Source organism: Fibrobacter sp. UWT2 (assembly GCF_900142545.1).
GTDB lineage: Bacteria > Fibrobacterota > Fibrobacteria > Fibrobacterales > Fibrobacteraceae > Fibrobacter.
This window is the reverse complement of sequence record NZ_FRBF01000011.1, coordinates 94,638-114,780: the sequence shown is the minus strand read 5'-3', so window position 1 is coordinate 114,780 and position 20,143 is coordinate 94,638. Positions and strand designations below refer to the sequence as shown.

Here is a 20,143-nt window from a genome sequence, read left to right as displayed (position 1 = left end):
TCATATTTTAGAAAACCTTGCAATATTTTCACAGGGTAGAAATCAGTTTTTCCCAATAGTTATGCGGGCTGGGCGGGATTTTAAGGGACGACTACGTACCCCGAGCGCTCGCTCTCGCCATCACGCCTCGTCAATACAAGGCGCTTATGGCTCACAGAAGACCGTTCGCGCCCAAACGCAAAAAAAAGCCCGCATAAAGCGGGCTCAAAATTATCATATACATGAATCAAAGAAAAACTTAGAGAGTCGAGCTAGGCAAGACGCGAGCCCCCGTAGCGTACTAAGTCGTACGTGAGGGGGCGAACAACGCCGCATAGCGAAGACTATATAAGTTTTTCGACTTTAGTGCAGAGGGCTTCGGCCTCTTCAGCTGTCGGAGCTTCGGCAATCACGCGGATAACCGGTTCCGTGTTGCTGGCGCGCACATGCACCCAGGACTTTTCGTGACCGAGCCACAGGCCGTCTCGTTCATCCATATCCCAGCCGGCAAATTCTGCCTTGACCTTAGGCAAGATGTCTGCAACCTTCTTGTCGCCAAGTTCAAACTTCTTCTTAGGCATAGCGTAAGACGGATTTTCGGCGACGAACTTTTCGGGGCCACCGTTATGGTGTGCCATCCAGCTGAGCACGAGAGCAGCAGCCACCAAGGAATCGCGGCCATAATGCAGAGCCGGGAGAATCACGCCTCCGTTACCTTCACCACCGATAACGCAGCCCTTTTCGATCATCTGCAGGCTCACATTGATTTCGCCGACCTTAGCGCGGCTAAATTCGCAGCCGTACTTTTCGGCGACATCCTGATTCATGCGGCTAGTAGAAAGGTTCACGCAAACGCCACCCTTCTTCTGGCTAAGCACTTCTTCGGTCGCAATGGCGAGCGTGTATTCTTCACCAATGCTCTGGCCAAGGCCATCGACGAGTGCGCAACGGTCTGCATCGGGATCGACTGCGAAACCGACAGCGCAGCCGTTATCCTTCACGGCCTTACGGAGGTCACCCAGGTTTTCAGGAATCGGTTCGGCACCGCGGGGGAACGTGCCATCGGGTTCGCAATGCACACGTACGACTTCACAGCCCAACTGTTCCAACAAACGGGGCACAATGTAAGACCCTGCGCCATTCACGGCATCCACAGCCACCTTGAAGTGCTTAGCCTTGATAGCTTCCACATCGACAAACGGAATCTTGAGTGTACCATCCACATGCACGCCGTCGGCATCCTTCATGAACTCGTACTTGCCCATGTTGCGGTAGTCGGGGTATTCAAAGTTGTCGGCATCGGCAAGTTCAAACAGTTTCTTCACGTCGGCGGGACCGAGGAAAAGGCCCTTGTTGTTCAAGAACTTGAGAGCGTTCCATTCAAGCGGATTGTGGCTTGCGGTAATGATGATACCTGCATCGGCCTTCAGTTCGGTCGTAAGGATTTCTACAGACGGAGTCGTAGAGAGGCCTACTTCTACCACGTCCACGCCGGAAAGGCGGCAAATACCCGCCACGAACTGGCTAATGGCATCGCCGGTGGGGCGGCTGTCGCGGCCAATCACCACGCGCTTGGCATTGGTAATCTGCAAAAAAGCGCTCACGTGGCTTTTGAGAACCTGGGGGGTAAGGGTATCACCCACGATACCGCGGATACCCGAAATAGAACGCATCAGTTTGGACATAAAAATCTCCGTTTTTTGCGCATAATTATAAAAAAATTTAGACCCACTTCTCCATTTTTGTACACAAATTATAAACTTTTTGCATTTTTTTAATTATATTAAGGAAGGGGATAATTATGGAACCGACTTTTGAACTGACAGCGGTTTATGCTACAAATATATTCGGCATAGTCCTGCTAGGCGTTTTGCTGGCAGGCAACATTTGGCGATTTAAAGAAAAAGGTTCAGAAAACGCCTATCTCCAATTGCTGTTACTTTTCACGTTCTGCACATGCGTACTGGACCCCATCGCATACACCGCTGACGGTCGCCCCGGAACGATTGCCCGCATATTCGTTTACGGAGGCAACGATCTCCTGTACCTCACCAATATGTTCAGCTGTTTCTTCTGGCTCATGTTCCTTGCCGAACACCTGAACTACCGATTTTCGACAGCCCACCGCAACACTCTCGGTTTCGCCATCGTTCTTGGGTTGGTACTTGTCATTCTCAACAATTTCATTCCGATCATATTCGATGTCTCTGCAAACAACGTCTATACCCGCAGATACTTCTGGATCTACACCATTATAGATTACGGGCTCTTGCTGGACAGCCTTATCATCTACTTCATCTGCAAGCACAAGGGTGGTCCTCTCAAGTCCTTCCCCATCTGGATTTTCTTTGCCCCGATTATCGCAGGCACTATCGCACAATCGCTTTTTTACGGCATCTCCGCCATTTCTTCGTGTACAGCAATCGCTATCGCGGGAGTATTCTCTTCGATCCACGGCGAACGCGTCTATAGAGACAAGCTCACCAACGTATACAACTTCGCCTACCTGGCAATCCTGGGGCGCGAATACAAGAAAAAGAAAGACCTGCATGTTACAGGCATTCTCGTAAACATCAACGGTTTCAAGAAAATCAACCAGGACTACGGCAGAGTCACGGGCAACAAGGTCCTTGTGCAAATGACCAAAATCCTGAACCGTGCTGTCGGCGGATTGGGACTCATCGTCCGCTATTCCAGTGACGAGTTTATCGCATTCATCAACACCACCAACGAAATGGCGGTGAGCATGTGCATTACCCGCATCCGGTCAAGCCTGAACGAACTCAACACCTTCAGCAATTCCTACAAGCTCACCACTTGCATTTGCAGTCAAAGTTTCGACCCCTCTAAAAGCATGGATGATTTCATTGACGAAATCACAAGATCCATGCAAGAAGAAAAGACCAGCTACTACACGCAGTTGCAATATAACCGTCGCGACGGCAATCTCTAATTTAAAGATTTGAGGCTACTTCAAGGCTGCCTTGATTTCTTCGATAGAATTTACCACAGTCTGCTTGTTGTTCCAGATACGGGCAAAGCTTTTGCCGTAGTGTTCAACTACGATGCGGTTGTCCAGAATCAATACCTTGCCGCAGTCTTCTTCGGAACGGATCAGGCGACCGAGTCCCTGGCGCAATTCCATGTAGGCTTCAGGAACGAAGTATTCCTTGAAAGCATTCTTGCCTTCGGCCTTCATCTTGTTGCTAATGCCAGCCACTAGCGGATCTACCGGGTTCGGGAACGGAAGCTTCGGGATCACCAGGAGCTTGAGAGCATCACCCGGGAAGTCCACGCCTTCCCACAGGCTCTGGCAACCCAGCAGGCACGCACCACGGGACTTGCGGAACATCGCCACGAGGCCATCCAAGGAACCGTCTACATGCTGACACAGAAGCAGCTTGTTCTTTTCGGCAAAGAGCGGAGCCAAGGCGGTCTGCGCCTTCATCATCGCAGAAATACTGGTAAAGAGCACCATGGTATTTTCTTCGACTTCGGGGAGTACCGCGCAAAGGGTTTCATTTACCGCATCGTTGTATTCCGGCAGCGAGGGCTTGGGCAGGTACTTTGCAAGAATGACCGAGCGACGATCATCCTTATTGGCAGACTCGGTATAGACTCTCAAGAAAGGCGCCTTCTTGCCGTCCAGGGAATCCATCCCCATCTTCTGTACAAAGTAATTCAAATCGCCTTGCACTGAAAGTGTTGCCGACGTAAACGTGGCCGACTTGATCCACGGATAAAATTTTTCTTTCCAAGTTGCGCTAGCATCGAGAGGCGAAGCATGCAACTTGATAGTATGGGGATTGAAGGGCTCTTCCATGTAGAAGGCCCAATCTTCACGGCCCGCCTTCACCACGAATTCAAAATCCTGCAAGAAGCGGGAAAGTTCCGTCATGCGGCCGTTAATATCACTCAGCAGTCCCGAAAGGCTCTTGTCGGCAGAAAGGGACGACGCCAGGTTTTCAGCCTGCTTAATAGCATTCAGGCCCTGGTCCATAAAGGTAGCCGGATCGGCTTCGTATTCGGCCATGATGCCCGAAGTGTAGGTAAAGCCGTTGCGGGCATTTTTCTGCTTGGCCAGTTTCTTGCCAATCTTCATGAAGAAACGGTGCAGCGCCTTTTCCGTTTCAGAAAGGGATTCCGTCAAGTTCACGCAGCTTGCATGGAGTTCCGTTTCTTCGACGGGGATACGCTTTTCCAATTCAGCCACAAGGCCGTCACGATTTTCCACTTCGTGGCCCTTAGAAGGAACCAGCGTCTTGATAATGTTGCGCAATGCAAAGAACGAAACGGTACGGCCAAAGGCTTGGCGACTCACCTGCGGAAGTCTATGGGCTTCGTCGAATACGATATGTTCGTACAACGGAAGCAGTGCAAAATCCAGAGCCATATCGGCCAGGAACAACGAATGGTTCACCAGCACCAAGTTGGAATTCATGGCGCGGCGCTTGGCGGCCAGCGCAGGGCACTTGGTGTAATGAGGGCACTTTTCGCCCAGGCAGGATTTTGCAGAACTTGCCAACTTGGACCAAAGTACACGATTGCGCCCCTGGCTAAAGGAATTGCATTCATTCACGTCGCCAGTTTCAGTGGTATACACCCAAGGGATAATCGCCATGAAAGAATCCCGCTCGTCGGCAAGCAAAAGGTTCTGCGGCGCCTTCAGGATTTCTTCGAACTTGCGCAAGCAAAGGTAATTTTCGCGCCCCTTGAGTACAGCGCTTTTCAACTTGCCATCGAACAGGCTTGCCACCAGCGGGATATCCTTGCCCCAGAGCTGTTCCTGCAATGCCCGAGTCGCGGTGCTTATCACCACGCGCTCCCCCGACACCGCCTTGCAGGCGGCCGACACCAGGTAGGCTAGCGATTTGCCGGAACCGGTAGGTGCTTCCAAAACGCAGAGGCCGCCCTTGTGCATGTTGCGTTCCACGACAGAGGCGTAATCCTGCTGGTTGTGGCGGGACTGGTAATTTTCCACCTTGGTAGAAAGGAGGCCGCCCTCTTTAAAGAACTCGCTTACGCGAGGAGCGCGGTCCTTCGCCGGGACATCTTCAAGAGGTACATCCGGCAAATTGAACGCCGGCAATTCGGAAGCAGCCTCCGACTCCTTCCAAAGCAGCGACCAATCCGAACCCCTGGCCACCTTCGCAAGGGCATCAACAAGCCACGGGTCCGAATTTGCAATCTTGTCCAGCGCCATGACAAACAGCTCGCCACACGCAATGGCATCCGGTAAAGCGCGATGCGCGCGGCTCCGCTCAATGCCCAACTCCTGCACCAAGGTATCGAGGCGATGGTTCGGCACATTCTGATAGGCAATGCGAGAAACCGTCAGGGAATCCCACACCGGATGATTCTCAAAAGAAATGCCGACCTTGGCAAAAGTCTGCTTCAAGAACTTGGAATCAAACATGGCGTTGTGCGCCACAATCGGCAAGTCGCCAATGAACGCATAAATCTTCTGAGCCACGGCCGCAAAGGGTTCCGCATTTTCCAAGTCAGCGTTGCTAATGCCCGTAAGGCTTTCGATAAAGGGGCGGAGCGTTACACTCGTCGGCTTCACCAAATAATCGACCGATTCACTTTCGACGCCGTTTTCAAAGCGTACCAGCGCCACCTCGATGATTTCGTCCTTTTCAAAATCGAGGCCCGTTGTTTCCAGGTCAATTGCAACAAATGATTTGTTTTCCATTTGATTCCTCGTAAAACTTGACCGCTACAGCGCAGGGATTTCTTTTACCAAACTATCCAACGCATTTTCGCCGTTCTTGACCTTGAGCGTATCGCTAATGGCACGCCAAGCCGATCCGTAACGCAGCGGTTCTACAGAGCCCGCATCGGGCAAATCCTTGCCTTCTTCGGGGAAGTAATAATCCATCAGGTAATTGCCTTCTACAAGGTCGCCAAAGCTAAAGCTTCCGTCAGCATTGCAGTATTGCTGATAATACTGATTCGTTTCAGCAGAAAGCAGGCGCACCATGGTTTTCGGATTCGCATTGGGAATTCTTCCCTTCAGCTTCGCGAGCTTGAGCTTGCTTACCGTTTCAAACTTTTGCAGTTTCGTGTACTTGAGTTCGATTACCGTATCGCGCTTTCCGTTGCTATCGGCAGCGGCCAGCGTCGTATCCATATAACCCATCAAGAAATTCACCGACATATCGGTTTGCCAAGGAGCGGTCTTTTCGACGGCAAAGCGTACCGGGTCAAGTTGCTTGACTTGCACCTGGGTCGTGTCCTTGTTGATGGCGATGTAGAAAGTCTCCGTCAGCGAATCCAGTTTCGGTTTGTTAAAGTACACGATCAAGGAATCATCCGGGAACAGCGACTTTGCCTTGGAATTTGTCTTTACGCCAGAAACTTTAGGCGGCAATGTATCGGCTTCCATCTTCTTCCATTCCCATTCCACTTCGTTGCGCAGAGTATCCAGCGGGCGGAACAGAGAGTCCTTTGCGGCGTCACACACGAACTTGTACAAGACTTCACTCTTGGGGGCCGGATCAAAGTAGAACTGCGGACGACTGGAACTTGCACCTAAGTAAACCAGCTTCGGATAAAGTTTCTTGTTTTCGGGAGAAGTCAAATGGCAGTTGGCCGTATCTGCAAAGGCAGAATCGAAATACACGCCACGGGTAAAGCTAGCTTCCAACACATTCGCAAAAGGCTGGTTCACCGATTCCAGTTCCAGCTTGGTGGTATCCATATCGGCGACGGCAATCCACAGCGTATCGGTCGTTTCGGCAGTCAGATTCAAGTCGCCCGTCCAGAGACCCACCTGTTCCGTGGAAAGTTCAATTTTCTGGTTTCCGTTACCATCTACAAAGGCGACCACGCGATAATGCCCCGCCTTAAGGCCCGTAAGCGTAAAGTGGCCAGCACTGTCGGCGCGAGTCACGTACAGCGGAGGCTCCTTCAGCAGCTGCGGTTCCTTGCTGATTTCCTTAGTCGTGGTGTCGCGATACTTTTCAAGGTAATGCTTAGAGGCTCGATCTTCGCCCAGCAAAAACAGGCCGATACTCGGGTATTCCTTTTTGCGGGCCATCGCCTGGTTCACCAGCACGCGGCCAGAAACCGTCAGCGAATCGATAATCGCACCCGTCGAGAACACCACCTGGAAAGGCTTCGCCAAGGCGTTGCCGTGCAAGTCCTTGATACCACCGGCAAAAGTAATCGTGTAAGTAGTACCCGTATCAAGTACCGCCCGCGACGAAAGCACGAGCGTTTTACCACTCACTTCAAAACGCAATTTCTTGTCGATAGGTGGCGAAATCGAAACTGCACTGCGAGGAATCGACGCATTAATCCACTCGTCGAATTCCAGCTTCACCATGAGTTCGTTCGGATGGTTCGTTGTATACGGCGCAGGGTAAACGCCCGCTACACGCGGCGGCAGCTTGTCTTCAGGGCCGCCACTAGGCGCCACCTGGGTGGCGCAGGCCACCAACAGAGCCGACACCAAGCCAGCAACAACGGCACCATATTTCAACAACGAAAACTTCATCAATCAATCATCTGGATAATCTTGCCGAGGCGTCCCCAACGAATGCGGAACGGGAGTCTCCACCACGTAAACGGATTCTTGAGGGCAAAGGCTTCATCATCGTTTTCAAACGAGAAATAAATCACGAACGCCTTCGCACGGATATTGCGGAGCGAAACAAAGCCCCAATAGCGGCTGTCGGCGGAATTGTCGCGGTTATCGCCCATCATAAAGAACTGGGGCGTCTTGACCACATAGCTTTCAATAGGCTTGCCACCTACGAGCAGCTGACGGCGGATTTCAAACTTGGACTTTGCAGGAGCATCAAGGGTATCGCCTGCAACACCTTCCACGGTCTTTGCTCCGTCTTGCGGAGCGTCAACATCTACAAGTTCCACGGTTCCGGCATTGTCTTCTTCAGCTTTGTTCAGCAAAGCTACGTTGCCTTCAAGGTCTCGCAGCAATGAGCCTTCAAACGCCATGTAGCTTACCGGACGCATGAATCCACCCTGAACATTCGGGTCAATCATCGGCAAGTACGCCATACGGGCCAGTTCCTTAAAGTAGTTGAACGACATCACGCCCGAAATCGTATCGCCTTGGGTAAGGCGTTGCTGCAGCACCATACGGTTCCTGCTAAAGAATTCATTCAAGGCTAAGCCGCGATCGTTTTCAACCGGAATCTTGAAGTTTTCAAAATCATAATTGTTGATTTCTACGGAATCCTTCCACAACGAAATATCCAGCGTCACCGTTTCGTCAGGATTTTCCTGAGCTACCAGGGAGCGCAGCCACCACAGCTTTTCCAGCGACATTTCGCTTACCGTAAAAGAATCACCCACGGACGGCACCACAAACTCTTCGCGTTCATCGCGGGGAGAGAAGGTTCGGGCCGAAGCCGTATACTTGCCACGACCCGGCAAAGAGATCTGCATTTCTCCATTCACAAAGAGACGGCCCTTGTGAACAGCAACCGTATCGCCACTCACCGCAACACAACGCTTGATGTAATCCTTCGGGCCATCGGCGTAGTGAATCAGGTGCGGTTGACCGGCACCGGGCTGATGGTCCCAATAAAGGTTGCCGAACATGAGCGCGTTAAACAAGTGCGTATAACGCTGCGGATTGCCATCAGGATATTCCGGCTCGCCCGGGTAGCGGAAAATCACCACGTCGCCCTTGGCAGGGTATGCATAGCCGGGGAACTTCTGGTTGCTGAACGGAATGGGCGAACCATAAGTGAACTTGAGGCCCAGCAAAAAATCACCCGTATGCAAAGTATCTTCCATAGACCCGCTAGGAATCTGGAAAGCCTGAATCACATACTGGATTACAATCAACGCAAGCGCCACCGGGACGATGATTTCCCGGAGCAGGCCCTTCAAAAATTTCTTCGCCGAAAACGGCTGTTTATCTTTTTCCATAAAATTCAACGTTAAAGACTAGAATTATAGAAGCAATTTAGAAAAATTGCCCCATCCACAACTTTTATCAAATTTTAAAGCGTTCTAATCTTCTTGACCAAGGAACGGCTAACCACCAACTGGGTGGCGGCCTTGTCGCGAAGCACCATCACCATACGGCCAGCGTCGCCTTTACGGCATTCGGCAATGTAGTCAATCGCCACGATATGGGAACGGTGAACGCGGGTAAAATGCTTCGGGTCCAGTTTCTTTTCCAGTTCCACCAGCGGCGTGTCAATCACGTACTGTCCGTTCACGGTGTAGACGGTCGTGTACTTTTCTTCGCTATGGAAACGAATCACTTCGTCAATGTTCACGAACACGATACGATCACCCACTTTCACCTGCAAACGCTGCAAGTAGAGACCGCTCATATCCACCAGGTTACGCAGCTTTTCCCAGTTCAAGTCGGCAGGAATCGTCGTGTCGTCGACCTGCGGAATTGCCTTGCGCAGCTTTTCAATAGCGGCAGCCAAACGTTCAGGAGCCACCGGCTTCAAAAGGTAATCCACCGTGTTTTCTTCGAAGGCCTTGAGCGCAAAGTTGTCGAAGGCCGTGGTAAAAATCACCAGGGGAACATCGTCACCCTGCAAGGAATGCAGCACTTCGAAAGCATCCATGTCCGGCATCTGGATATCCAGAAACACCACGTCAGGAATCATCTCATGAATCATCTTGACCGCCTGGGCGCCAGAACCTGCTTCGCCTAAAATTTCAATCTCAGAAGAATAAGGTTCCAAAAGCGAAATCATGCGCTTGCGGGCAAGCGGTTCGTCGTCAATGACAAGTGCTGTACACTGCATAAGTTACTCCTTGGGCTGTTCTTCCTTCTTCACCGTATCTGCGGCTGTAGAATCCGTTATCACTTCTTTAGCGGAATCCTTTGCAGCAGGCCTCGGCTTCACCTTAAAAATGCGAATCATTTCAGCCTTCATGCCGTCCTTGTCTTCGTAAACGGTACCGGCAGCCGTCATGTATTGCAAATTGCCAAACTTGGCACGCTTAAAATTCCAATGTCCCTTGTCACCTGCAAGAGTCACCTTGATGGTGCTATCGGAAACAGTGTACGTACCCTTCAGGGAATCCGTCTCCATGGTATCGCGCAACACCAGCTGGATCGCTTCTACGGTACTGTCTTCGCCCAGCGTCATACGCACCATACGGCTCGTACAGTCATCGCAGGGCAAGCTACCGGAATAAAGTCCCGGCACTTCTTTCGGAATTTCGATAGGCGGAAGATTCGGAAGCGGATCCGACTTTTCATCTTCTTCGCAGGCAGTCATTGCCAAGACAGCAAGAATCGGCAGCACCACTCTTGCAACAGGGGAAACCATAGATTTAAGCATCTTCATGGTTTACAATGTAGCAAAAACAAAAGAGTTTATATTAAATGCCTTCAGAATAGACAATTCTAAAGCCAATTGTCTGGCTATGGTGCTTAGGGGCTTTCTTATCGCGTTCTCCCGAGGCCAGCGCCGGAGCCTTGTCGGACCATCCCCCGCCACGAATCACCTTGTAGTCCCCCTCGGCAGGGCCCGCATAGTTTTCCTGCGACACCGTCGGGTAAGCGTAGTACCAGTCGTTCACCCATTCGGCCACGTTTCCCGCCATATCGTAAAGGCCTGCGGCGTTGGGAATGAATCCGCCCACTGCCACGGGGCCTTTACTTTGTGCATAATACGCATACTTGGAGGCCACATCGGTATCCCAATAATAGGTGGTCAGCGTTCCGGCACGAGCGGCAACTTCCCATTCCATTTCCGTCGGAAGTCGCACCGACTTGGCGGCATAATCGATAGACAACTTGTTCAGCTCCACACCGCCGACAATAGACTCGTACACATAAGCCGTATCTAGTCCTACCTTTTTAGAAAGGGCGTTGCAGAACAAAACCGCATCGTACCAGCTCACGTTAAAAATCGGGTAATCATCGCCTAAAGAATCATCTTTAGCCACAGAACCCATCACCTTACGGTACAAGCCCTGGGTCACTTCGGTCACGCTTATGGAATAGCTGCTCACCGTAAATGTCGCCTCGCCGCGGATAAAACTCATGGCCGGGATATTCGCCATTTCTACCAAATCAGACAAGTCTTCATTTTCTTGAGGGTCTTCAGACGAAGAACTAGAATTTTCCTTGTTGCCAGAATTCTTATTGCCGGAATTACCGCCATCAGAACCACCATCCAAATCAGAAGGCGAATCCTCTACGGAATCCCCCGTAGCCGTGCAAGCTACTAGAGAAAAGACAATAAGCAATGTTGCAAACAAACGGAACTTCATATTACTTCACCACACCGACGCGGTAGAGTTTCTGCTTGGTCTTGCCGCTTTCAAACTTAACCTTAAGGCGAGCCGTGTAAACGTCAGAACCAAGGTGCTTCAGGTCCAGTTTTTCAAACTGATTGCGTCCCTGTTTCACGTCACTCATCTTGGCCTTGAATACGCAAAGGCCCGTAATGTCGTAGAGTTCAAGTGTTGCATTCTTCGCTGCCGCACCGATTTCAAAGCGAGCCTTGGCGACACCGCCGCGAACCGGATTCGGGAACATAAAGAACTCCGAAATCTCATCCTTTGCAGATACCTTCTTCACGTCACCCAGCTTAGAAGCATCGAAGTAGCCCGTACGTTCGTTGCCTCCGGCCGGGAGCAGCCATGCCGCATTAGAGGAGGCAGCATCGGTTTTTGCATTGCGCAGGCGGAATGCAGTCAGGTTATTGCGATGCAAGGCGTAAAGTTCCGGACCAGCAGACTTCTTGTCAGACACGGCGTTCGCCACAAAGATGCTCATCGGCTGAATCACGTTTGTTGAATCCATGTCTTCGTAGCTGCCTGCCGCCATCGGGAAACCGTCGGTCAAGAGTTTACCATTGCCCGTAACGGCATACACCAAGCCTTCGCTACTCGGCACCAGAATTTCAGGAGTGTCATCGCCATTGACGTCTACGAGAATCGGGTCGCTAAAGAATCCGTAAACAGGTGCACCGCGACTAATCTTCACCGGGAAACCGGCAATCGGAAGTCCCGAACGGTCAAGAGCGTACACCAGGTTGTCACCGAGGAACACGATTTCAGGATAGCCGTCACCGTTAATGTCACCGATAGCAATGCCGGAGGTTTCATCCTTCAAGCCACTCGTGCCACCAGCGCCGCGCTTGTAGTTTTTACTCCATTTCAAGGTCATCACTGTTCCGCGACTGCCGACTGCGATCATTTCTTCCCTGCCGTCACGATTCAAATCGGTACAGGCAATGCGGAATTTTTCATCGCTGCGACTATTCAATTTCACTCCGATTCCACGTAAATACACCGAGCCATCCAAAGCCGCATAATAAGCAAAGGCAGGCTTACCATCTTCGGTTCCACAGTAAGCCAAATCGGTAATATTATAAAGACCGCCGTACGCACCTTTTTCAAGTTGAACAGTAGCCTTACCGTCTTTCATATTATAAGCAAAGGGTCCTTTTGTCGTCGTGTAGTAAACGTTTCCGTCAACAATAACGGGTCCAGCCAAGGCAGAATCAATAGCAATCGCTTCTTGCGTCGGCATTCCGCCCACAAAGCTCGTCTTCACAAGCTTATTCGTATGCAGACTATACACATCCTTGCCGTCGCTCGCCATGCCTACCAACGGACCGTAACTTGCACCCACACGGTACAGAGGCACCTCGCGTTCGACGCTGTTGCGGGTCAAAGTCTTCTGCTTGATGACCGTATCCGCCGGGAACAGTGTATCGCCCAAGGCATTGAACACCTGCAGCGTTCCATCCATGGCGCCCACCACCAAAAGCTTTTCGCCATCGTTTTCAGGGTCATCCACGAACACGGCGCCACGCACCGCAGAAGCAAGGCCAATATCGCGCGGGAACTGGGAGCCATCAATGCTTCCGTCATCAATGCTGATGGTCACGCTAATCTTTTGCGCACCAAAATTCACCACGCTATCGCCCATGAACGAATTCGATGTCTTTTCGATGCGGGCATCCTTCGGCACATTCACCGAAATCTTAATACCGGTATAGCCGCCCTGAGTCGTCTTAGTATTCGCATAACCGGTAGAACCGATCGTCTTGACCGTATCGAACTTCTGCTTGGAATCCTTGTCGGGCTTGCGCAAGTGCGGCAACAAGTCTGTACCCGAACCGTAATCGTAAGTATCTTCGCCAAGCGCATTCTTGAACGTCTTGCCGATACTCAAGATGCCGTCGGCTTCCACCATCGCGATACCGAACTGGTGGTCTCGCAAAGTGTCACCACCCCAGAAGTTTGCAATACCGTATTCCAGGGTTTCGCGCAAGTACCAGTCATTCACGCGCCACACGACAATGCCGCTAGCAGGAATTCCCGCATCAAAGCTGCTCACGTCCACAATAATGCCCGACGCCTTTTTACTATTCGACTTGCATTTCTTTTCGCAGCCGACACTATCTTCAAACACCAGGTTCAAGCTGTCTACTGGAACCGTCTTGACAATGGTATCGGAACTTTCGTCGGCTTCACCGAGCGACACGCTCACCTCGCCGTCCTTATTCCAACTACGTTGGCGGTTTTCGATCAGCAAATATTCACTGGCGGAGAGCGGGACCTTCACAATTTCCGTTCCACTGCCGGTTCCCGCCGCCGAAATTTCAACCGTCACAGGTTTGCCAGCCACAGGGCGCACTTCCTTCACGGCGCTCCAGCCCATGTAGGCTCGTTCCCACGCCGCAGGCATCGAAGGCAAGAAACCATTACCCGCATTGTAGCCCGCAAAATCCATTACATCGTAATAACCCAAGCGGCTAATTCCCTTCACCACATCATAGGTGTTCGGGAGTCCGAGTTCGCGGGCAATCTGATTCACCAGAATACCGTTCACGCCCCAATTCAAGCCATCCTGCGAAGCGGTTTCGCTAGTGACCATAATCGACTGCAGCGTATCGATGGTGGCACCTTCCAGCGAGAGACCTTCCACAACCGTAGAATCCTTGCCCGCAGAATTCTTGCCCACCTTGCGAACGATCGTACCATCAAGGGTATCCGGCAGATACTGCCAATAATCCTTCTCGATATAAACATCCATGAAGTCACCCGGCGTATCAGCGCCGCGGGTACCCATGCTACCGCCATCAACAAGGCGGCTCGCACCTGCGTGAATGATCATATAGGCGCGTTTCGTATTCGGATTTTTCGACAGCGGTTCACTAAAAGGCGACTCACCCGATTCATGGGCCGCCATCACCGCATCATAAACAAAGCGCAAATAATCGCGACTGCGGGCTTCATCAAACTCCGCCGTCTTTTCGCCTTTCATCTTGCTTGTGCGGTTATAGTCAATAATCTGCTTTTTAAGCTTATAGGCACTCGAGGACTTCGGGAAAATATGCGCATCAATCACCACTTTCCCGTTACTTGCCTTGTTAAAATAAGCGTTCACAAAATCAAAATGCTTTTTCCAGTAAGACACGCTGTTGCGCATGCCCGAAGGGTCCAACTTGTAGTCCCCCTTTTTCGACCTGTCAGAATCAAACAGACCTGTTCCAGTCGTCAAACTATTGTCCGGCTTTTCTTCCTCAAACTGCACGCGAATCGCATACACCTGCAACGTGTCTGCCGCAAATAACGGGGCACAACAGAATAGCCCAAAAACCAATGCAAAAATCTTAGCATTCAACTTCATAGCCATAATTTACAAATTTTACTATTCCCCGACGCGCTTGAAGCTCTTGGGAATGTTCAAGCGCCAGGTTCCCGAGCTGAATGACTTGTTGCGGGCAACTTTCTTGATGCGAATTTCAAGGAATTTCGCACCGTCCAGTTCGAATTCAATTCGGGACGGCGTTTCTACGCCTTCAAATTCCTTAAAGTCATAATAGCGGATGACTTCGGTCTTACCGCCACGACCCGCGCGCGAAAGCCAAGAAACATGGTCCCCGTCCTTTACAAAATGAAAGGAGCGACCCATTTTTTCACGGGCATAAACGGCGCCCGCCACCTTTGTCGAATCTTCGGGCGGAGCAACTTCTTCATAGCCTTCGGGCAACAGGCGACCATCAAAAATGTCCGCCACCTGGTGAATGTGCACCATCGGAAGCGCATCGTTATTCAAGAGTCCCACCATATAGCCCACACCCTTCATGTAAAGCTTTTCCGTGGGGAATGTCATCTGCCAGCCTTCTTCTTGCCACAGGAGCGAAGCCACGCCGATTCCCAGCGGACCCGTAAGTTCCATACGGTAACGCTTGCCCGGCACCGAGAAAAGTACGGCGTCCAGTTCCTGCGTTTTTCCCTCTTCATAAATCGTCAGTAAAAACTTGGCGCGCAAGCTATCGCGGGGAGTTTCTTTTTCAACAGTCGTGTCTGCAGAAACCGGCTCTACTACAGGCTTTTTACCTGCGCATCCGACAAGAATGCACATCGCAAACAAGACAAATATGGAACAGATAAACTTCAACGGCACCCTAACCACTGTCACTTCCTACCGTCTACTTCTTATAGAACTTCTTCACGGCGGGGTGATGCGGCTGCAGCTTTTTCAGTTTCTTGTAAGCGGCCTTGGTTTCGGCCTTCATGCCAAGCGCATCATAAATGGCAGCCATATGTTCCCAGTAAACGTAATCGTCGTCAAAGTGAGGGCTCTTGATGAGCTTCATTACCGTAAGTGCATCTTCAAATTTTCCCTTGCGGTAAAAGCCCCAGGCTCTCGAATCCAAATAAGCTTCCGACGGTTGGCCATTCTTTTCCATCAACAGGGCCTGATCGACCATGGCAATTCCCTTGTCCAATTCAGCGGCATTGCGGTTCAAGTCAATCAGCGTGTAGCCGTAATAGTTCAAGACCTCAGCGCGATCGATTGTAGCGTTTTTGATTTTCAGGATCTTTTCGAACAAGGCAAAAGCTTCTTCGTAGCGGTCCATGCGTTCCAAGTTCATGGCCATCAGTACCAGAACACCCGCATCTGAAGTATCCTTTGTGGCAAGTTCCTTGTAGAATCCATCAGCCTTTTCACGCAAGGCAAGCGCCTTTTTAATCCGGGCGGAATCCGCAATGTCCTTCTGCCAGACTTCCTGGGCTTCCACACATAAAATGCGGGCATACACGCTGCGGAACTGACGTCTGTTGCGTTCAACATCCACTTTCATCCGCTGAATCGAAGCGGAGTCGGCGATTCCTTCCATGGGCGTCCACTTGTCCCACACCGCAATCACCGAATCAAGCATCTTGTAAGCCTTGCTGTACAGCCCTGCCGTGCCGTAGGTCAAAGCGAGAGCAGCCTTGTCGCTACCCAGCGCCACAGAGTCCGCCTTTTCGGCATAGCGTACGGCATCCTTATTCTTCTTTTCTTTAAAGGCTATAGCCGAAAGCGCATGATAGGCATTGGTCGCATAAACCCGCTGGTCACCCAACTGTTCTGCGGCAATCTTCAAATGCTTCTTCGCACTGTCCAGGTCATCGAACATATGTTCGTAATGGCCCAAGAAATTCGCAAGCATCGGTGTACGCACCTGGTCCACGTAATACTTTTTCTTGAGCATGGCATAAGCCGAATCGCGACTTGTTTCAGCCAGTGCGCTCATCAAAAGCACAATCATGGATTCGTCATCTTGAGTTGATTCCGTAAGGGTGTCCACCACCGCCTTGGCTTCTTTCAAGCGCTGCTGGAACACGAGTCCCTGCACCATCTGCAAAAGCATTTTCTTGTCGCCGGTAGCTTCGTGACCTTTTTCGAAAAGTTCCACGACAGCGGAATCCTTGCCCTGGTCCAAAAGCAACTTGAGCTGACGCTGGAAAAGCGTCGGCATGTAATTCACCTGCGGTAAAAGCAGGTCATAGACTCGGGTCAGCTCCTTCGTGTCTTGAACCGCTTCCAGGAACAGGCTGTAATCGTACAGCAGCGTCATATCCTGATAGCGGGAGGTATCCAGAGCCGCATTGAAATACTTGCGGGCAGAATCGGCGCGGCCGTCTTTCACATACAAATGGGCAAGCATCCCCAGCTGGCTGGCCGTCGGGCGACCTTTCAACTTATGCGCACGCTGCGCCTGAATCAGGGCGAGAGAATCAGAGCCCTGCGACATCATGATTTCGGCAAGTTTAAAAGCCAGGTATCGGCTGTTGGGGTCCGATTCTGCAGCATGCTGCCAGAACACATTGGCCAACGCCTTCTCGCCACGCAATTCCATTTCCTGGGCACGAATAAAGGATTCATGGGCGGCATCCACATTCTGGGACAAATCTTCAGCCGCTCTCTGTATAGAATCCAACTTTGCATTCACCGCCATGGCAATCGCAGCAGAATCCGCTGCCGTCAGGGCACCACCCTTTTTCGACGAAGCGCACGCTCCGAGCGAAAGCGACATCGTAAAGAGAGTCGCCACCATTGCAAGTGAAACAAACAACACCCTCATGTGCATTTTAGTCCGCAATCACGAAATCGATCTTGGAATCAGGCGGCAGATAATCGCCATGTCTCGGAGATGTTTCAATGACGGTGCCAGGAGCACGGCCTTCTTCATCTTTCTTGCGCTTGACCTTTCCGACTCTAAAACCGAGAGCATCGATTTTGGCATACACATTATCGATCTGTTCGCCGCTAAAATCGGGAAGAAGCGTCTTGCCCTGAGTTGCGCCAGCCGAGATAACGACCTTCACCGTATCGCCGACACGAACCTTCTGGCCTGCAAACGGGATTGTGCGAATCACGACACCGCGGGGAATGCTCTGGTGAGCGCCCTTCACGATCGCGCCTTGCACAAGGCCTGCACGACTCAAAGAAATTGCGGCCTGTTTCTGGCTCTTACCACGCAAGTCGGGAATTTCCACTTCGCGAAGTCCCAAGCTCTTGGTGAGTTTGACGGTACGGCCAAGCTTTGCGGTACGGCCGGCTGCAGGCATCTGCACAAGCACCAACCCTTCCGGGATCTGGGCGTTATAGCGGCCTTCTGCAAGCCATTCATACTTAAAGCCCGCTTCGTCCAGCGCCTTTTCTGCCGCTTCCTGGGTCATACCTTCCAAATTCGGAACTTCACCCGTAGAGGCAAAATGGCCCGAGAAAATCGGCATCACCAACTTGTCCACCGCAAAAGCGAGAATAATCAAAAGGACGACCCAAATACCAATCGCCTTCACAACCGGCGCCGTCTTGAGCCAAGCCAGAACTTTGTTCGCAATATTCTTTACTTTATCCATATTAGGTAAAACTACCCTTTAGTTGCTTTTTCCTGCAAGGCGTTCTCGTCAAAGATAACGATATCCTTGCCGGTCATGGCAATTGCATTCGCCTTTACAAGCATGGAGCAAATGCGGCTCACGGTTTCGCGCGTGGTACCCGACATGTCCGCCAGCTGCTGTTGCGTCGGACGATTGTGAATCACCGTCACCATCTGGCCGTTGTCGGTGTGAATGCGCATACCGCGTTCTTCCATCAAGTTCAGGAGAGTGCCCGCCACGCGGCCGCTCACAGACATGGTGGAAAGGGAACCGATCTGCTTATTCGCCTTGCGGAGTCGCTTGCTCATTTCAGAAAGCAAGGACATTGCAATTTCAGGAGTCTGACGAATAAGAGTAAGGAACGGTTCCCGGTGAATGATCATCAACTGGGCGTCGGTCACGGTGCGCACCGAGGCGGACCTCGGTTCGCCGTCGATGAGCGACATTTCACCGAAGAAGTCTCCGCGTTCCAAGAAACTGAGGATCGTCTCGCGACCATCGACGCCGGTCATGTAGACCTGCACCGTTCCCGATGCAATCAGGTACAAGGCCTTCATCGAGCAGTCGCCTTCGAGCACCACCGTTTCGTCGCGGTTGAAGTCCTGGACAACAACCAAATTGGCAAGCAAGCCAAGTTGTTCTTCCGTCAATTCTGAGAAAAGGTCAACCCCTTTCAAGAGTCCACATACATTGCTGTCCATTTCCTTCTCCTTCTTCTTTTAGATTCCTAGTCCAAATCTACGATAATGCTCTGGTCGCGCTTAGCACCGATAGAGATCATACCGATCTTCACGCCAACAAGTTCTGCCATGCGGTTCAGGTACTTGCGGGCATTTTCCGGCAGTTCTTCAAGCTTGCGGCACTTGGTAGTATCGCACTTCCAGCCCGGCATTTCTTCGTAAACCGGCACGCAGCGGCCGACCTTGGAAAGCTGGTTCGGGAAGTTTTCGATCTTTTCGCCGTCGCATTCGTAGTGAGTGCAAATCTTGATAGAATCAAAGGTATCGAGCACGTCGAGCTTGGTGATGGCCAAGTGAGTGAGACCGTTCACCACGGCAGCCTTGCGGACCACCGGAGCGTCGAACCAACCGCAGCGGCGGTTACGGCCCGTGGTAGCACCGTATTCGTTACCAATCTTACGGAGCGTGTCGCCCGTTTCATCCAAAAGTTCAGTCGGGAACGGACCGTTACCCACGCGAGTCGTGTAAGCCTTCACCACACCCACCACCTGGTCAATGGCAGTCGGGCCAATGCCTGCGCCGCAGCTAGCATAGCCGGCAACGGTGTTGCTGGAGGTCACGAACGGGTAAGTACCCTGGTCCACGTCGAGAATGGTGCCCTGGGCGCCTTCGAACACCAAACGCTTGCCGGACTTCACGGCTTCATAGAGCATAGCGCTCACGTCGCGCACGAACGGCTTGATCTTCTGACCGAGTTCGAGGTAATCCTTGATGACCTGTTCCGGATCAATTTCGGGAACATCGTACATCACCTTGAATTCTTCGTTGTGGACCTTGGCCATCGCTTCGACACGGGGGCGCAGTTCACGTTCGTCCATGAGGTCACCCACGCGAACGCCGATACGGTTCACCTTGTCGCTATAGCAGGGGCCAATACCGCGGCCCGTTGTACCGATAGCGCCCTTGCCAGCCTTCTTTTCCTTGGCCTTGTCGAGGGTGGAGTGGTACGGAAGCACCACGTGTGCGTTGTCGGCAATGAACAGGCGACCTTCCGGGTTGATTCCCTTCGTGTGGAGGTCTGCAATTTCTGCAAGCGTCTGCACCGGGTCAAGCACCACGCCGTTACCGATCACGCAAATTTTGTCTTCGTGCATAATGCCCGAGGGAATCAAGTGGAACACGAACTTCTTGTCGCCCACTTCTACGGTATGGCCTGCGTTTGCGCCGCCCTGGAAACGCACGATGTAGTCTGCGTCCAGAGTCAGAAAATCAACAACCTTGGCCTTGCCTTCGTCACCCCATTGGGAACCGATCACAACACGATTTGCCATATATCCTTCGTTTTTTTAAGC

At 51.6% G+C, this 20,143-nt stretch carries 14 protein-coding genes; 1 reads left to right on the top strand and 13 read right to left on the bottom strand.

The features are described 5' to 3' along the window. Positions 1-323: 323 nt before the first annotated feature. A complete protein-coding gene (glmM, locus tag BUA40_RS09295) occupies positions 324-1,664 on the bottom strand; it encodes a phosphoglucosamine mutase (protein WP_072800366.1) in 1,341 nt (446 codons plus the stop codon). A 116-nt stretch (positions 1,665-1,780) separates the two neighbouring features. On the opposite strand from glmM, the gene BUA40_RS09290 reads away from it, so the two are divergent. Next, positions 1,781-2,932, top strand: coding sequence for a diguanylate cyclase domain-containing protein (locus tag BUA40_RS09290; RefSeq protein ID WP_072800365.1), 1,152 nt, complete (start codon positions 1,781-1,783; stop codon positions 2,930-2,932). A gap of 15 nt (positions 2,933-2,947) precedes the next feature. Here BUA40_RS09290 and BUA40_RS09285 read toward each other — a convergent pair whose 3' ends face one another. The 12 genes from BUA40_RS09285 to BUA40_RS09230 all read right to left on the bottom strand — a co-directional run bounded on the left by BUA40_RS09285 (position 2,948) and on the right by BUA40_RS09230 (position 20,122). Continuing rightward, positions 2,948-5,674 (bottom strand): helicase C-terminal domain-containing protein, encoded by a 2,727-nt coding sequence (locus tag BUA40_RS09285; protein ID WP_072800364.1) that lies wholly within the window; start codon positions 5,672-5,674, stop codon positions 2,948-2,950. Positions 5,675-5,698: 24 nt separating this feature from the next. Then, entirely contained in the window at positions 5,699-7,480 is a 1,782-nt protein-coding gene (locus tag BUA40_RS09280) for an Ig-like domain-containing domain (protein ID WP_255369270.1), read from the bottom strand. After that, positions 7,480-8,883 carry a signal peptidase I gene (gene lepB / locus BUA40_RS09275; RefSeq protein ID WP_072800363.1) on the bottom strand — a complete coding sequence of 468 codons (1,404 nt, stop codon included), beginning with the start codon at positions 8,881-8,883 and terminating at the stop codon, positions 7,480-7,482. The genes BUA40_RS09280 and lepB overlap by 1 nt, the downstream gene beginning before the upstream one ends. 74 nt (positions 8,884-8,957) lie before the next feature. Next, positions 8,958-9,725, bottom strand: coding sequence for a LytR/AlgR family response regulator transcription factor (locus BUA40_RS09270; RefSeq protein WP_072800362.1), 768 nt, complete (start codon positions 9,723-9,725; stop codon positions 8,958-8,960). A 3-nt stretch (positions 9,726-9,728) separates the two neighbouring features. After that, positions 9,729-10,274, bottom strand: a complete 546-nt coding sequence (locus BUA40_RS09265; protein ID WP_083585349.1) for a copper resistance protein NlpE N-terminal domain-containing protein — start codon at positions 10,272-10,274, stop codon at positions 9,729-9,731. 34 nt (positions 10,275-10,308) lie between these two features. After that, positions 10,309-11,205 carry a formylglycine-generating enzyme family protein gene (locus BUA40_RS09260; RefSeq protein ID WP_072800360.1) on the bottom strand — a complete coding sequence of 299 codons (897 nt, stop codon included), beginning with the start codon at positions 11,203-11,205 and terminating at the stop codon, positions 10,309-10,311. A 1-nt stretch (position 11,206) separates the two neighbouring features. Continuing rightward, positions 11,207-14,587: an FG-GAP-like repeat-containing protein gene (locus BUA40_RS09255; protein ID WP_255369269.1), complete on the bottom strand. Its 3,381-nt coding sequence runs from the start codon at positions 14,585-14,587 to the stop codon at positions 11,207-11,209. Between the two features lie 15 nt (positions 14,588-14,602). Beyond that, positions 14,603-15,319: a hypothetical protein gene (locus BUA40_RS09250; protein ID WP_143149754.1), complete on the bottom strand. Its 717-nt coding sequence runs from the start codon at positions 15,317-15,319 to the stop codon at positions 14,603-14,605. A gap of 67 nt (positions 15,320-15,386) precedes the next feature. Next, complete coding sequence (locus tag BUA40_RS09245; RefSeq protein WP_178299596.1) at positions 15,387-17,303, bottom strand: tetratricopeptide repeat protein; 1,917 nt, start codon at positions 17,301-17,303, stop codon at positions 15,387-15,389. 13 nt (positions 17,304-17,316) lie between these two features. Beyond that, positions 17,317-18,090, bottom strand: coding sequence for a PASTA domain-containing protein (locus tag BUA40_RS09240; protein ID WP_072800357.1), 774 nt, complete (start codon positions 18,088-18,090; stop codon positions 17,317-17,319). Between the two features lie 11 nt (positions 18,091-18,101). Next, on the bottom strand, positions 18,102-18,812 hold the full coding sequence (locus tag BUA40_RS09235) for a Crp/Fnr family transcriptional regulator (protein WP_072800356.1): 711 nt from the start codon (positions 18,810-18,812) through the stop codon (positions 18,102-18,104). A 26-nt stretch (positions 18,813-18,838) separates the two neighbouring features. Then, entirely contained in the window at positions 18,839-20,122 is a 1,284-nt protein-coding gene (locus BUA40_RS09230) for an adenylosuccinate synthase (protein ID WP_072800355.1), read from the bottom strand. Positions 20,123-20,143 lie beyond the last annotated feature (21 nt).

Bases quoted from the DNA above. Each gene is read 5' to 3' on its own strand.
- glmM (WP_072800366.1), bottom strand. From the start codon at position 1,664: ATGTCCAAACTGATGCGTTCTATTTCGGGTATCCGCGGTATCGTGGGT.
- BUA40_RS09290 (WP_072800365.1), top strand. From the start codon at position 1,781: ATGGAACCGACTTTTGAACTGACAGCGGTTTATGCTACAAATATATTC.
- BUA40_RS09285 (WP_072800364.1), bottom strand. From the start codon at position 5,674: ATGGAAAACAAATCATTTGTTGCAATTGACCTGGAAACAACGGGCCTC.
- BUA40_RS09280 (WP_255369270.1), bottom strand. From the start codon at position 7,480: ATGAAGTTTTCGTTGTTGAAATATGGTGCCGTTGTTGCTGGCTTGGTG.
- lepB (WP_072800363.1), bottom strand. From the start codon at position 8,883: ATGGAAAAAGATAAACAGCCGTTTTCGGCGAAGAAATTTTTGAAGGGC.
- BUA40_RS09270 (WP_072800362.1), bottom strand. From the start codon at position 9,725: ATGCAGTGTACAGCACTTGTCATTGACGACGAACCGCTTGCCCGCAAG.
- BUA40_RS09265 (WP_083585349.1), bottom strand. From the start codon at position 10,274: ATGAAGATGCTTAAATCTATGGTTTCCCCTGTTGCAAGAGTGGTGCTG.
- BUA40_RS09260 (WP_072800360.1), bottom strand. From the start codon at position 11,205: ATGAAGTTCCGTTTGTTTGCAACATTGCTTATTGTCTTTTCTCTAGTA.
- BUA40_RS09255 (WP_255369269.1), bottom strand. From the start codon at position 14,587: ATGGCTATGAAGTTGAATGCTAAGATTTTTGCATTGGTTTTTGGGCTA.
- BUA40_RS09250 (WP_143149754.1), bottom strand. From the start codon at position 15,319: ATGTGCATTCTTGTCGGATGCGCAGGTAAAAAGCCTGTAGTAGAGCCG.
- BUA40_RS09240 (WP_072800357.1), bottom strand. From the start codon at position 18,090: ATGGATAAAGTAAAGAATATTGCGAACAAAGTTCTGGCTTGGCTCAAG.
- BUA40_RS09235 (WP_072800356.1), bottom strand. From the start codon at position 18,812: ATGGACAGCAATGTATGTGGACTCTTGAAAGGGGTTGACCTTTTCTCA.
- BUA40_RS09230 (WP_072800355.1), bottom strand. From the start codon at position 20,122: ATGGCAAATCGTGTTGTGATCGGTTCCCAATGGGGTGACGAAGGCAAG.